This window comes from Sphingomonas sp. PL-96, from assembly GCF_020707215.1.
Lineage (GTDB): Bacteria > Pseudomonadota > Alphaproteobacteria > Sphingomonadales > Sphingomonadaceae > Sphingomonas.
Genome location: NZ_JAJFET010000006.1, coordinates 37576 through 49939 on the forward strand (window position 1 = coordinate 37576; position 12364 = coordinate 49939).

General features: G+C 69.4%; 15 protein-coding genes and 1 pseudogene. 10 read left to right on the forward strand and 6 right to left on the reverse strand.

Annotated elements, in window-relative coordinates; all coding sequences use genetic code 11:
* Positions 1-63 precede the first annotated feature (63 nt).
* On the reverse strand, positions 64-909 hold the full coding sequence (gene panC / locus LK533_RS11875) for a pantoate--beta-alanine ligase (protein WP_229363184.1): 846 nt from the start codon (positions 907-909) through the stop codon (positions 64-66).
* Positions 910-1019: 110 nt separating this feature from the next.
* On the opposite strand from panC, the gene LK533_RS11880 reads away from it, so the two are divergent.
* The 4 genes from LK533_RS11880 to LK533_RS11895 are packed head-to-tail and all read left to right on the forward strand — an operon-like array spanning position 1020 to position 4309.
* Positions 1020-1808, forward strand: coding sequence for a division plane positioning ATPase MipZ (locus LK533_RS11880; RefSeq protein WP_229363185.1), 789 nt, complete (start codon positions 1020-1022; stop codon positions 1806-1808).
* Complete coding sequence (locus LK533_RS11885; protein ID WP_229363411.1) at positions 1808-2062, forward strand: J domain-containing protein; 255 nt, start codon at positions 1808-1810, stop codon at positions 2060-2062. The genes LK533_RS11880 and LK533_RS11885 overlap by 1 nt, the downstream gene beginning before the upstream one ends.
* 50 nt (positions 2063-2112) lie before the next feature.
* Positions 2113-3495: a phosphoglucomutase/phosphomannomutase PgmG gene (gene pgmG / locus LK533_RS11890; protein ID WP_229363186.1), complete on the forward strand. Its 1383-nt coding sequence runs from the start codon at positions 2113-2115 to the stop codon at positions 3493-3495.
* A 58-nt stretch (positions 3496-3553) separates the two neighbouring features.
* Complete coding sequence (locus LK533_RS11895) at positions 3554-4309, forward strand: exonuclease domain-containing protein (RefSeq protein ID WP_229363187.1); 756 nt, start codon at positions 3554-3556, stop codon at positions 4307-4309.
* A gap of 66 nt (positions 4310-4375) precedes the next feature.
* Here LK533_RS11895 and LK533_RS11900 read toward each other — a convergent pair whose 3' ends face one another.
* From LK533_RS11900 to LK533_RS11910, 3 genes are all read right to left on the reverse strand, one after another.
* A complete protein-coding gene (locus LK533_RS11900) occupies positions 4376-4861 on the reverse strand; it encodes a DUF1440 domain-containing protein (RefSeq protein WP_229363188.1) in 486 nt (161 codons plus the stop codon).
* 64 nt (positions 4862-4925) lie between these two features.
* A complete protein-coding gene (locus LK533_RS11905) occupies positions 4926-5843 on the reverse strand; it encodes a TraB/GumN family protein (protein WP_229363189.1) in 918 nt (305 codons plus the stop codon).
* 54 nt (positions 5844-5897) lie between these two features.
* Positions 5898-6893, reverse strand: coding sequence for a bile acid:sodium symporter family protein (locus tag LK533_RS11910; RefSeq protein ID WP_229363190.1), 996 nt, complete (start codon positions 6891-6893; stop codon positions 5898-5900).
* 202 nt (positions 6894-7095) lie between these two features.
* On the opposite strand from LK533_RS11910, the gene LK533_RS11915 reads away from it, so the two are divergent.
* The gene (locus LK533_RS11915; protein WP_229363191.1) at positions 7096-7587 is read left to right on the forward strand and encodes a hypothetical protein; all 492 of its coding nucleotides are present in this window, start codon (positions 7096-7098) and stop codon (positions 7585-7587) included.
* Positions 7584-8894: a DNA-packaging protein gene (locus tag LK533_RS11920; RefSeq protein WP_229363192.1), complete on the forward strand. Its 1311-nt coding sequence runs from the start codon at positions 7584-7586 to the stop codon at positions 8892-8894. The genes LK533_RS11915 and LK533_RS11920 overlap by 4 nt, the downstream gene beginning before the upstream one ends.
* 7 nt (positions 8895-8901) lie before the next feature.
* Here the strand turns inward: LK533_RS11920 and LK533_RS11925 are convergent, their stop codons facing one another.
* Entirely contained in the window at positions 8902-9117 is a 216-nt protein-coding gene (locus LK533_RS11925; protein WP_229363194.1) for a hypothetical protein, read from the reverse strand.
* 28 nt (positions 9118-9145) lie between these two features.
* Between LK533_RS11925 and LK533_RS11930 the strand changes: the two are divergent.
* A pseudogene (locus LK533_RS11930) lies at positions 9146-10287 on the forward strand (phage portal protein).
* A gap of 38 nt (positions 10288-10325) precedes the next feature.
* On the opposite strand, the gene LK533_RS11935 reads toward LK533_RS11930, so the two are convergent.
* Positions 10326-10487, reverse strand: a complete 162-nt coding sequence (locus tag LK533_RS11935; RefSeq protein WP_229363195.1) for a hypothetical protein — start codon at positions 10485-10487, stop codon at positions 10326-10328.
* Here LK533_RS11935 and LK533_RS11940 point away from each other — a divergent pair.
* The 3 genes from LK533_RS11940 to LK533_RS11950 all read left to right on the forward strand — a co-directional run bounded on the left by LK533_RS11940 (position 10486) and on the right by LK533_RS11950 (position 12324).
* Positions 10486-10824, forward strand: a complete 339-nt coding sequence (locus tag LK533_RS11940) for a DUF6127 family protein (protein WP_420705852.1) — start codon at positions 10486-10488, stop codon at positions 10822-10824. The genes LK533_RS11935 and LK533_RS11940 overlap by 2 nt on opposite strands.
* Complete coding sequence (locus tag LK533_RS11945; protein WP_229363197.1) at positions 10821-11195, forward strand: HK97 family phage prohead protease; 375 nt, start codon at positions 10821-10823, stop codon at positions 11193-11195. The genes LK533_RS11940 and LK533_RS11945 overlap by 4 nt, the downstream gene beginning before the upstream one ends.
* A 70-nt stretch (positions 11196-11265) precedes the next feature.
* Positions 11266-12324, forward strand: a complete 1059-nt coding sequence (locus LK533_RS11950) for a phage major capsid protein (RefSeq protein WP_229363198.1) — start codon at positions 11266-11268, stop codon at positions 12322-12324.
* Positions 12325-12364: the final 40 nt, after the last annotated feature.

Consider the following 12364-nt stretch of genomic DNA (forward strand, 5'->3'; position numbering starts at 1 on the left):
GACTCATCCTGCGGGCGTGCTGGTCGCCCCCCGCGAGAGGCGGTGCAACGGACGCGCGCGGCCTCAGTCGGCCGCGGGCAGCACCGCCACATTGTCGATCAGGCGGGTGTTGCCGATGCGGGCGGCGGCGAGCAGGCGCATCGGGCGCCCGGGGGCGGGTTCGCCCAGCGTCTCGGCATCGACCAGCGCGACATAGTCCGTCTCGAACCCCGCTTGGGCGAGCATGTCGCGGGCCTGGGCCAGCGCCTCGTCGGCGGAGCCTCCCTTTTCCAGCGTGCGGGCGGCGACGCCAAGCGCGCGCGGGAGGCAGACGGCGCGCTGGCGTTCTTCAGGGTCAAGATAGAGGTTGCGCGACGACAGTGCGAGGCCGTCGTCGTCGCGCTGGGTGGGCACGCCCACCACCTCGATGCCGAGGTCGAGATCGGTCGCCATGCGGCGGATCACCGCCAGCTGCTGAAAATCCTTTTCGCCGAACAGCGCGACGTCGGGACGGACCTGGCCGAACAGCTTGGCGACGACCGTGGCGACGCCATCGAAATGACCGGCGCGGTGCGCGCCCTCCAGAATTTCGCTGACGCCGGAGACGGAGACAGTTGTGGCGAAGCCGTCAGGGTACATGACCTCGACCGGAGGCATCCACAACACGTCCGCGCCTACCTCCATCAGCATGCGCGAATCCTGCATTTCGCGACGGGGATAGCGGGCGAGATCCTCGTTGGGGCCAAACTGCTTGGGGTTCACGAAGATCGACACGACCACGCGGCTGGCGCGGCGCCGCGCGGCGTCGACCAGTGCCATATGGCCTTCATGAAGCGCGCCCATGGTAGGAACGAGCGCGATGCTTTCCCCTGCGGCGCGGAAGGAAGCCAGCGCGTCGCGGAGCGCGTCGAGCTGACGGATGGTTTGCACGGCCCAATAGCCTCCGGTAAGAATAGGAAGGCGGCCTTCTATGGGGGGGGCGCTGCGGGATCAACACCATGGCACCAGCACCAGGGTACCAACAGGGGACAGAAGGCACCTTGAGCAACGGATTGCACGTCATCGTGTTCGCCAATGAAAAGGGCGGCACGGGCAAGTCGACGACCGCGGTGCATGTGGCGATCGCGCTGGCCGCCAAGGGCGCGCGGGTGGCGGCGTTCGATCTCGATCATCGCCAGCGCACGCTCGGCCGCTATCTCGACAACCGGGCGGAAACCGCGCGGCGTCAGGGCGGCAGCCTGCCAATGCCGGTCCATGCAACCCATGATGGCGAGAGCATGGACTTCTTCACCGAGACGCTGGAGCGCCTATCGGAGGAAGCCGATTATCTGGTGATCGACACGCCGGGCCGCGACGATCCGTTCGCGCGCATGGCCGTGACCAACGCGGACACGCTGGTCACGCCGATGAACGACAGCTTCGTCGACTTCGACCTGATCGGCCAGGTCCATCCCGAGACGTTCAAGGTCACTCGGCCGAGCTTCTATTCCGAGCTGATCTGGGAAACCCGCAAGCACCGCGCGCGCGCAGACGGCTCGACCATCGACTGGGTCGTGCTGCGCAACCGGCTGCAGCACATCGAGGCGCGCAACATGCGCCGCGTGTCGGAAGCGATCGAGCAGTTGTCGAAGCGCGTCGGCTTTCGCGTGATTCCGGGACTGTCGGAGCGCGTGATCTATCGCGAGCTGTTCCCCAAGGGGCTGACCATGCTCGACAGCCGCGAGTTCGGCGCGATGGGACTGAGCCATGTCGCGGCACGCCAGGAACTGCGCGAGATGATGGCCGGGCTGGCGCTGCCGGACCCGGTTGTCCCGTCCGCCGCGGCGTGATGCTGAAACTCCTGTTCGTGGCAGCCGTGCTGGTGGCGCTGTGGCTCTACCTGCGGCCGCGCAAGCCCCGGCTGAAGGACGAGGCCGAGGCGCGGCAGGTGCTGGGCGTGGGGCCGGATGCGGACGAGGCGACGATCCGTGCCGCGCACCGCCGGCTGATCGGCGCCGTCCACCCGGACCGCGGGGGATCGGCGGATCTGACGCAGCGGGTGAACGCCGCGCGCGACGTGCTGCTCGGCCGGCTGCGACATTGAACTTTCCGGCGCGTCGGGCGATCTGAGGCGACAGTTTCAGGGAGAATTTCATGAGCCACGTCTTCGACCCCACCTCGCTGCGCGAATATGACATCCGGGGGGTGGTCGGCAAAACGCTGGGCGTGGCGGATGCGACCGCGATCGGACGCGGTTTCGGCACGCTGGTGCGGCGTGCGGGCGGCACGCGCGTGGCGGTGGGGCGTGACGGTCGCGTGTCGTCGGTCGAGCTGGAAGCGGCGCTGGTCGCGGGCCTGACCGCAAGCGGCGTGGACGTGGTGCGCATCGGCCTGGGGCCGACGCCGATGCTCTATTATGCCGAAGCGACGCTGGAGGTCGACGGCGGCATCATGATCACCGGCAGCCACAATCCGGCCGATTACAACGGCTTCAAGATGGTGCTGCAGCACAAGCCCTTTTTCGGCGACGACATCCAGAAGCTGGGCACGATGGCGGCCAATGCCGACTGGGACGAGGGCGAAGGCACCGTCAGCGACTATGACATCGAGGAGACCTATGTCGGCCGGCTGATGGCGGGCTACGCCGGCGGATCGTACCGGATCGGCTGGGACGCGGGCAATGGTTCGGCAGGACCGGTGATCGAGAAGCTCACCAAGCTGCTGCCGGGCGAGCACCACCTGCTGTTCACGGACGTGGACGGCAGCTTCCCGAACCACCATCCGGACCCGACCGAGGAAAAGAACCTGTCGGCGTTGAAGCAGTTGGTGTCGGACAAGAACCTCGACTTCGGGCTGGCGTTCGACGGCGACGGCGACCGCATCGGCGCGATCGACGGCACCGGGCGGGTGGTCTGGGGCGACCAGCTGCTGTCGATCCTGGCGGAGCCTGTGCTGAAGGAATTGCCGGGCGCGACCATCATTGCGGACGTGAAGGCAAGCCAGGCGTTGTACGATCGCGTGGCCGAGCTGGGTGGCGAGCCGCTGATGTGGAAGACCGGCCACAGCCTCATCAAGACCAAAATGAAGGAAACCGGCTCCCCGCTTGCGGGCGAGATGTCGGGGCACATCTTTTTCGCGCACGACTATTACGGCTTCGACGACGCGCCCTATGCGGCGGTGCGGCTGATCCGCGCGGTGCACATGATCGGCAAGTCGATGACCGAGCTGCGATCGGCGATGCCGAACATGATCAACACGCCCGAGATGCGCTTCCAGGTCGACGAAAGCCGCAAGTTCGCGGTGATCGACGAGGTTCTGGAGCGGCTGGAGACGGCAGGCGCCGACGTCAACCGCACCGATGGCGCGCGCGTCACCACGTCCGACGGCTGGTGGCTGCTGCGCGCGTCCAACACGCAGGACGTGCTGGTCGCCCGCGCAGAAGCGCGGAGCGAAGCGGGGCTGGCCCTGCTGATGGCGCAGATCGACGAGCAGCTGCGGTTGAGCGGGCTGGAGCGGGGTCCGCAGGCGGGGCACTGATCGGACAAGCGGCGCGCGGGGCTGGCAATCCGCGCGCCGCTGCCCCATTTCGTAGCCCATGGCTTCCCCCCAGATTATTCGCGTCGTCGACCTCGAGACCACCGGCAATGCGCCGCCCGCCCATGGCGTGTGCGAGATCGGCTGGCAGGATGTGGCGCTGGGCAAGGATGGGCGCTGGGAATTGCTCGGCGAGGGCGGTTCGCAGCTGGTGAACCCCGGCCGGATGATCCCGCCGGTGACTCAGGCGATCCACCACATCCTGGACGAGCAGGTCGCCGACGCGCCCTTCTGGCATGATGTCGCGCGGCGGGTGCTGGATCCCTATCCGCGCCGGATCGCGCTGGCTGCGCACCGGGCCGATTTCGAGCAGAAGTTCTGCACTGCGCCGCTGACCCATGGTGCCGACTGGATCTGTACCTGGAAATGCGCGCTTCGGCTGTGGCCGGACTCGCCGGGCTTTTCGAACCAGATGCTGCGCTACTGGCGGCGACCGCATGGGATGGAGCATGAGCGCGGGTTGCCGGCGCATCGCGCGTTCCCGGACGCCTATGTCACCGCGTTTCACCTGCGCGACATGCTGAACGAGGCGAGCATCGCGCAGCTGATCGAATGGTCGAACCTGCCGGGCCTGTTGCCGCGGGTGCGCTATGGCCCGGATCGCGGGCGCGAGTGGACCGAGATCGACGACGATTCGCTCGACGGCTTCCTGTCGGATCGCGATGAGGACGTGCGCTATACGGCCGAGCAGGAGCTGGCACGACGGCAGGGCGGCGGCGCGGTCGGGCGCACGCGCGAGGACTGGTTGCTGCTGTAGGCCTTCGTCGGCTGGGTGATGAGAGTCGCCGTGTTCCCCGAGCGGGCCGAATCCGCCGAGATAGGGTCAGCGCCGGCCGGCTAGCAGGGTGCGGGCGCCTTCCAGGGCGATGCCATAGACCATGTGCGAGGCGAGGCCGTAGCCGTGGCTGGCAAGCGAGGCTTGCCAGGGTGCGGCGCCGAGGCCGGCGACGGGAACGGCGGTTTCGTCCAGCACCATCGACGTGACGAGGCCATAGGCGCCGCCGAAGCCGCGGCGGGTGGCGGGCTGATATTCGGCAAGCACGCCATAGGCGCCGCCAAGTGCTGCACCGACGAGGAAATGGACCGCCTGGCCCGCGGCGGCGCGGTGCGGCTCGGCGATCGGCTTGCCGGTTGCGGCTTCGCTGACGCGATCGGCGGCTTTCACGGTCGCCGGGTCCTCGTCGCTGCCGTCTGCGGGGACGAAGCGGGCGGCTGCCGACTGGAACGCGGCCATGGCAGCCGAGGCCACGACACCCGCGGCGATGCCGGCGAACAGGCCCAGGAGCGGCCGGGGAGCGGTTCGGGCCATGCGACGTCCTTTTCTGATGGTCCGCCGAGAACGAGCGTTGGCGCCAACCGCTCCCGCGCGTGGATCAATAGTGGATGCGTTCCGCTTTCAGATGATGCGTGGCGAGCTGCGCCTGGACGCTGTCCTTGCCCGCGAGGTGTCCGGCGCCGACCGCCACGAAGACGGTGCCCGGCTTCTTCATGCGATCGGCGATCCATTGTGCCCAGCGGACGTTGCGGTCGAGCAGCAGGACCTTGGCAATTTCCGGGGTGGCGTCGAGGCCCTCGTTCATCGTCTCGGCAAGACCGTCGGTGTCACCAGCGGACCATTGCGCCACCATCTTGTCGATCTCCTTTTCGGAGTCCGGCAGCTGCTTCAGCGTGTCGGCGAGGAAGGCGATCTGCGACTTTTCCGACAGGCTGTCGAAATAGCCGAACTGCTGTTCCAGCGTTTCGAGGCCGATCACGGGCTTTTTGCCCTGTTTGGTGGCGGCGGTGAGCGCCTGTTCGGTGCCGGCATTGGGATCATAGCCGGCCTTGACGAGCTTGAGCACCGACAGGTTGGTGGCGGCGAACCACGGATCGAAGCGGTCGAAGCTGGCGGCGGGGACACCCAGGTCGGCGAGCGCGGCCAGATAGGCCTTGCGTGTGTCAGGGGGGAGCTTTTCCGACAGGCTGGGGCCGGTCGGGTTCACCGCCGTGGCCACCAGCACCTTTTGCACGGTTTCCGGGTCGGGGAGCACAAGTTCCTGCACCAGCTCGTCGCTCTTGTCGAAGGCGGTCCTCACCGCTTCGTCGAACCAGCTGAGGCCGGGCTTCAGCAGATGAATGGTGCCGAACAGATAGATGGTGGTGTCGGCGTCCTTGACCACCCACAACGCGGGATCCGCATCGACCGTCTTTGCGGGCGCAGGCGCCGGAGCCGCCGCCTGTTGGGCGGACAGCGGCATCGTCCAGGCGGCGAACGCGAACAGACCGGCGGTGCGCAGCAGGGTCTTGATCATCCGGTTTCCTATGGTTTGAACAGGGTGGTGTTGCGCCCGAGCGGGCCTTGCGTGTCAAGCGTCGGCGGCTTGCCCGGTTCCGGCATAGCGGCGCGCGATGACGGCGCAGGCGAGCAGCTGAAGCTGGTGAAAGAGCATCACCGGCAGGATCAGTGCGCCGACCTGTGCGGCCGGGAACAGGACGCCGGCCATCGGGACGCCCGAGGCCAGGCTCTTCTTCGAGCCGCAGAACACGATCGCGATCTCGTCCTCACGCGAGAAGCCGAACCGGCGGGCGAGGGTGCGGGTGGCGACCAGAACGACGCCAAGCAGGACGCAGCAGACCGCGATCACCAGCACGAGCTGCCATGCGGGAACGCGGTGCCACAGCCCCTCGATCACCGCGGCGCTGAACGCGGTGTAGACGACGAGCAGGATGGAGCCGCGATCGACGATGGAGACCAGCGGCTTGTGGCGGCCAATGAAGCCGCCGACCAGCGGCCGGGCGAGATGGCCGACCACAAAGGGCAGCAGCAGCTGAAGCGCGATTTCCTCCATCGCCGCCAGCGAGTCGCCGCCGCTGCCGGACACGCCCATCAGCAGCGCGACGAGCATCGGCGTGAGAAAGATGCCGGCGATGTTGGAGAGCGAGGCGCTGCACACGGCCGCGGGGACGTTGCCGCGCGCGATCGCGGTAAAGGCGATCGAGGATTGGACGGTGGAGGGCAGCAGGGTGAGGAACAAGAGCCCCTGTGCCAGCGCCGGCGACAGGAACCAGGAGGTGCCCTGCTCCAGCCCGACGCCGAGAAGCGGGAACAGGACAAAGGTGCTGGCGAACACCAACAGGTGCAGACGCCAGGCGGTGAGCCCGGAGACGATCGCTTCGCGCGAGAGCTTGGCACCGTGGAGGAAGAACAGCAGCGCGATCGCCGCCTGGGTGACGACCGCGAGGACGTCGGCGACTTGCCCGCGGCAGGGGAGGAGCGAGGCCAGCAGGACGGTGCCGACCAACAACATGCTGTACCCGTCGATCGTGGCGGTGAGTCGGCGAAGCTTGGGGAAGGACGTCATGTTGTTCCCCGTACCGGAGGCGGCAGCAGCATCCGAGGGCTTATTGCGCAACGCTTTTGTCGAAGCCGGCCGACGAACCAAACAGGTACAAAGTGCTTGACATCGTCACGCTTATGTGGAACAAGACAGGAACGCTGAGGAATTGCGGGCGGGGCTGGAGCCGGGGGGCTGCGGCCCCGCTTACGCATCTGGGGGATGGGCGATGGGACAGGGGATTGCGACCCGTTCGAAGGCCGCGGCATCCAGGGGCAGGGCGCTGAGCCGGAAGGCGCGCAACGGCTTTCTCGATCACCTGGCGGCAACCGGCAGTGTCGATGCGGCAGCCGATGCGGTCGAGATCGCGCCGCTCCAGGCCTATGCCGCATGCCGCACCGACACGGCGTTCGCAGAGGCTTGGCGCGCGGCGCTGCGGGTCGGCTATGACCGGCTGGAGGCGATGCTGATCGAGCGGACCGGGGCGGTGCTTGCCGGTGAGGCGAGTGGGCCGCTGGAGACGCCGGACGTGCTGTTCGCGTTGCGGCTGATCGAGCGGCAGCGCGAGGCGGAGGGCTCGCCTGGCAAGCGGGCCAGGGCGGGCGCGGATGCAGCCGACAAGACCGATGCCGCAATCCTCAAGCGGCTGGCGATGCTGAGCAAGCGCCATGCGATCGAGGAGGCGCGGGCGCGGCGGGCGCAGGAGGGGGGCGATCCATGAGCCCGGTGGAGGAACGCGACGCGGCGATGCGGGCACTCGCCCGCGCCGATGCGGACACACAGGCAGCAACGCTCGCGATGCTGTCTCCCGCGCAGCGGCGGGAATTGCTGCACCGCTGGGAACGATGGGCGCACCCCGGCCAGCTGCCGACGGCGGAGGGCTGGCGGATCTGGCTGATCCTGGCCGGCCGCGGCTTTGGCAAGACGCGAGCGGCGGCGGAATGGGTGTCCGAATTCGCGCGCAGCCACCCGCAGGCGCGGATCGCACTGGTGGGGGCGACGCTGGATGACGTGCACCGGGTGATGGTGGGCGGCGAGGGCGGGCTGCAGGCGAGTGCGCACGACGACGAGCCGACGCTGTGGAAGGGCGGTGTGCTGCACTTCGCGTCGGGGGCCAAGGCCTTTGCCTATTCGGCGGAGGCGCCGGAGAAGCTTCGGGGTCCCGAGCATCATGCCGGCTGGTGCGACGAGATCGCGAAGTGGCGGCTGGGCGATGCGGCGTGGGACAATCTGATGATGGGCCTGCGGCTGGGCGAGCATCCGCAGCTGGTGGTGACAACGACGCCCAAGCCAGGCGCGCTGCTGCGGCGGGTGCGGACGCTGCCGGGCGTGCACGAGACGCATGGGCGGACGAGCGACAACCCGCACCTGCCCGCGAGCTTCGTCGAGGCGATGGCCGCGCACTATGCCGGCACGCGGCTGGGGCGGCAGGAGCTGGACGGCGAGCTGCTGGAGGATGTCGCGGGCGCGCTGTGGACGCGCGCGCTGATCGAGCGGTGCCGGGTACGGGCGGCGCCCGACCTGGTGCGGGTGGTAGTGGCCGTCGACCCGCCGGCGAGCGCAGACGGCGACGCCTGCGGGATCGTGGCGGCAGGGCTGGGGGTGGATGGGCGCGGCTATGTGCTGGAGGATGCGAGCGCCTCTGGACTGACGCCCGACGGCTGGGCACAGGCGGTGGCGGCGTGCGCGGCGCGGCACGCGGCCGACCGCGTGGTGGCGGAGGCGAACCAGGGCGGCGCGATGGTCGAGACGGTGCTGCGCACGGCCGAGGCCGCGCTGCCGGTGCGGCTGGTGCATGCGTCGCGCGGCAAGTCGGCGCGGGCCGAGCCGGTCGCGGCGCTCTATGAGCGGGACCGGGTGGCGCATGTGGGGGCGTTCCCCGCGCTGGAGGACGAGCTGTGCGGGCTGGTCGCGGGCGGCGGCTATGAGGGGCCGGGGCGGTCCCCCGATCGTGCGGACGCGCTGGTGTGGGCGCTGACGGAGCTGATGCTCGGCAGCCGCGGCGCCGCTTCGGTGCGGAGCCTGTGAGCCCGGATCAGGTGAACAGCGACAGGAACAGGAGCACGACGGCGACGGCGCACACGCTGCCGCCGATGGCGAGGTGGCGCGTGGCGGAGCGGGCATAGGGCTCGCCGCCGGCGGGGCGGAGCTGGTGCCGGCGGATGCGCCAGCCGGCCCAGGCGAACATGCCGCCCAGCCAGAACAGCATCAGCGATGCAGGGAACAGGGCGAAATGAGCGCTTTGCGGCATTCGACTCTCCTTGGCGGAGGAAGCTAACATGAAATGGTTCGGGAAAAAGAGCCTGGGGGCGCAGCCCTCGGGCGAGGGGCGGCGACCGCCGCTGTCGGCGGCGGGTTCAATCCCGGCGCTGGGCAGCTGGCCGACCAGCTATGAGGCGCAGGTGCGCGCCGGTTACCTGGAGAATGCGATCGCGCAGCGCGCGGTTCGGATGGTCGCCGAAGGTGTCGCGGCGGCACCGATCACAGGCGCGGACGAGCGGGTGGTGCGGCTGGTCACGCGGCGCTCGGCGGGACAGGTGCTGGTGGAGACGATCGCCGCCCAGCTGCTGCTGCACGGCAACGCGTTCGTGCAGTTGCTCGACGACGGGCGCGGCGGGGTTGGCGAGCTGTATGCGCTGCGACCCGAGCGGGTGAGCGTGGAGCCGGACGCGAACGGCTGGCCGGTGGCGTTCCGGTACCGGGTGGGCGCGCAGGTGCAGCGGCTGCCGGCGGAGGATGCCCGCGGTCGGGCGGCGGTAGTGCATATCAAGGCGTTCCACCCGCTCGACGACCATTATGGGCTGGGCTGCCTGGGCGCGGCCGCGGGCGCGATCGCGGTCCACAATGCGGCGGCGCGCTGGAACAAGGCGCTGCTGGACAATGCGGCGCGGCCGTCGGGTGCGCTGGTTTATGATCCGGGGATGGCGGCGTCTTGTCGCGCGACCAGTTCGACCGGCTGCGCGCCGAAATGGAGGCGGGCTTTGCGGGGGCTGCCAATGCCGGGCGGCCGATGCTGCTGGAAGGGGGCCTCAAGTGGCAGGCGATGAGCCTGACGCCGGCCGACATGGACTTCAACGGGCTGAAGGCACAGGCGGCGCGGGAGATCGCGCTGGCGTTCGGGGTGCCGCCGATGCTGCTGGGGCTGCCGGGCGACAATACTTACGCCAATTATCGCGAGGCGAACCGGGCGCTGTGGCGGCTGGCGATCCTGCCGCTGGCGGAGAGGATCCTGGCGGAACTCGCCCAGGGGCTGGCGGCACATTTCGGCGACGCGACGCTGTCGGTGGACCTCGACCGGGTGCCGGCGCTGGCGGAGGACCGCGAGCGGCTGTGGTCGCAGGTGAGCGGGGCGGAGTTCCTGACGCGCGAGGAGAAGCGAGCGATGGTGGGCGTCGGGCCGGAGGCCGGGGCGGGGCTGTAGTTCTCGTGCTCCGCGCAGGCGGAAGCACAGAGGCGGGGTCAGCGCGGGTGGGCCGTTGGCAGGGTGCAGGTCATGGTGGTGCGCTCGAAGCGGCCGCCCTGGCCTGCGCATTGCTTGCCGCGGACGAACGGCATCACGAACGCGATCGACACCAGGGCGGCGAGCGCAGCGAACAGGACGATGCGGAGCCGGCGGCGCATGGCCGGGCAGTATCAGGTGGAGGCGGCAATGGACAATGCACAGGTGCTCGCGCAGCTGATGGGGCAGGCGCGCCACGACGGCGCCGACCTGGCGACGCTGCGGGCGATGGTCGAGGAGGCGGGCGAGGTCGGGGCGACGCGCGCGCTCACCCGGCTGGGGCTGGAGGATGCGGCTGCCGGCGGCGACATGAAGGAGCTGCGCGAGCTGCTGGCGGCGTGGCGCGATGCCAAGCGATCGGCAGCGCGCGCGGCGATCGGCTGGGTGATGCGCATGCTGCTGGCGCTGGTGCTGGTGGGGGTCGCGATGAAGACCGGCTTCGAAGGCTGGCTGCGGTGAGCGTGCGGTTCGCCGGCTATGCCGCGATCTTCGATGTGCCCGATCGTGGCGGCGATGTGGTGCGCGCCGGGGCCTTTGCGGAAGCCGGACCGGTGCCGCTGCTGTGGCAGCATTGCGGCTCGCCGGTCGGGCAGGTCGAGATGCTGGGCGAGGACAGCCGGGGTCTGCGCGTCATCGGCCGGGTCGAACTGCCGGAGCTGGCTCAGCTGGTGGAGCAGGGCGCGGTCGGCGGGCTGTCGTTCGGGTACCGGGTGCAGGCGGCGCGGCACGGGCGGTGGCGCGAGCTGGAGCGACTGGACCTGATCGAGGTGAGCCTGGTGCCGGTGCCGATGCAGCCGCTGGCATGGGTGCATGCGGTGGCGCCCGGCTGAGTGCGCAAAAGCTTTCGAAGCGTGGCGAGGGCGTCCCGGTGGGGCGCCCTTTTCTTTGTGGGAGACGGTGATGATCGAGACCAAGGCAGATGCGCTGGAAGCGAGCTTTGCAGGCGTGGAGGGTGCAGGCACCCCGGCGGCGCGGCCGATGCTGGCAGGGGCGGCAGCGCGGCCGGGCGGCGCGGCGTTCGAGGGCTTTGTGCGCAGCGGTGCGACGCTGGAGATGAAGGCCTTTACTGGCACGACCAATGAGGGCGGCGGTTACGCAGTGCCGACCGAGATCGACCGGCAAATCGACACGCTGCTGAAGGTGGCAAGCCCGATCCGCGCCATCGCTCATGTCGTGAAGGTCGGCAGTGCCGGCTATCGCAAGCTGGTGACGAGCGGCGGCACGCCGTCCGGCTGGGCGTCGGAGACCGCGGCGCGGCCCGAGACGGCGACCCCGAGCTTCCACGAAGTGTCGCCGCCGATGGGCGACCTCTATGCCAATCCGGCGGCGAGCCAGGCGATGCTCGACGATGCGGCGTTCGACGTCGAGGAATGGCTGGCGGGGGAGATCGCGGCGGAGTTCGCGGCAGCCGAGGGGCAGGCGTTCGTCAACGGGACGGGCATCAACCAGCCCAAGGGGTTCCTGCGCCAGCCGGTGTCGACCGCGGGCGATGCGACGCGCGCGTTCGGGACGCTGCAATATCTGCCGAGCGGGGCAGCGGGCGACTTCGGCAGTGAGCCGCAGGACCGGCTGATCGACCTGGTGCAGAGCCTGCGCGCGCCCTATCGCCAGGGGGCGGTGTTCGTGATGAACGCGGCAACCTCGACCCGCATCCGCAAGCTCAAGACGTCGGACGGCGCGTTCCTGTGGCAGCCTGGGCTGGTAGCAGGCCAGCCGGACACGCTGCTCGGCTATCCGGTCGTCGAGGCGGAGGACATGCCCGACGTGGCCGCGGACAGCCCGTCGATCGCGTTCGGCAACTTCCGCCTGGGGTATCTGATCGCCGAGCGGCAGGAGACGCAGATCCTGCGCGATCCCTATTCGAACAAGCCGTTCGTGCACTTCTACGCGACCAAGCGCGTGGGCGGCCAGGTCAGCAATTCGGAGGCGATCAAGCTGATGAAGTTCGCCGCGGCCTGAGCGACGCCATGCCGGCGCGGGGAGTGCCCGCGCCGGTTCT

Bases quoted from the DNA above. Each gene is read 5' to 3' on its own strand.
- LK533_RS11885 (WP_229363411.1), top strand. From the start codon at position 1,808: ATGCTGAAACTCCTGTTCGTGGCAGCCGTGCTGGTGGCGCTGTGGCTC.
- pgmG (WP_229363186.1), top strand. From the start codon at position 2,113: ATGAGCCACGTCTTCGACCCCACCTCGCTGCGCGAATATGACATCCGG.
- LK533_RS11895 (WP_229363187.1), top strand. From the start codon at position 3,554: ATGGCTTCCCCCCAGATTATTCGCGTCGTCGACCTCGAGACCACCGGC.
- LK533_RS11900 (WP_229363188.1), bottom strand. From the start codon at position 4,861: ATGGCCCGAACCGCTCCCCGGCCGCTCCTGGGCCTGTTCGCCGGCATC.
- LK533_RS11905 (WP_229363189.1), bottom strand. From the start codon at position 5,843: ATGATCAAGACCCTGCTGCGCACCGCCGGTCTGTTCGCGTTCGCCGCC.
- LK533_RS11910 (WP_229363190.1), bottom strand. From the start codon at position 6,893: ATGACGTCCTTCCCCAAGCTTCGCCGACTCACCGCCACGATCGACGGG.
- LK533_RS11915 (WP_229363191.1), top strand. From the start codon at position 7,096: ATGGGACAGGGGATTGCGACCCGTTCGAAGGCCGCGGCATCCAGGGGC.
- LK533_RS11920 (WP_229363192.1), top strand. From the start codon at position 7,584: ATGAGCCCGGTGGAGGAACGCGACGCGGCGATGCGGGCACTCGCCCGC.
- LK533_RS11925 (WP_229363194.1), bottom strand. From the start codon at position 9,117: ATGCCGCAAAGCGCTCATTTCGCCCTGTTCCCTGCATCGCTGATGCTG.
- LK533_RS11940 (WP_420705852.1), top strand. From the start codon at position 10,486: ATGGCCGGGCAGTATCAGGTGGAGGCGGCAATGGACAATGCACAGGTG.
- LK533_RS11935 (WP_229363195.1), bottom strand. From the start codon at position 10,487: ATGCGCCGCCGGCTCCGCATCGTCCTGTTCGCTGCGCTCGCCGCCCTG.
- LK533_RS11950 (WP_229363198.1), top strand. From the start codon at position 11,266: ATGATCGAGACCAAGGCAGATGCGCTGGAAGCGAGCTTTGCAGGCGTG.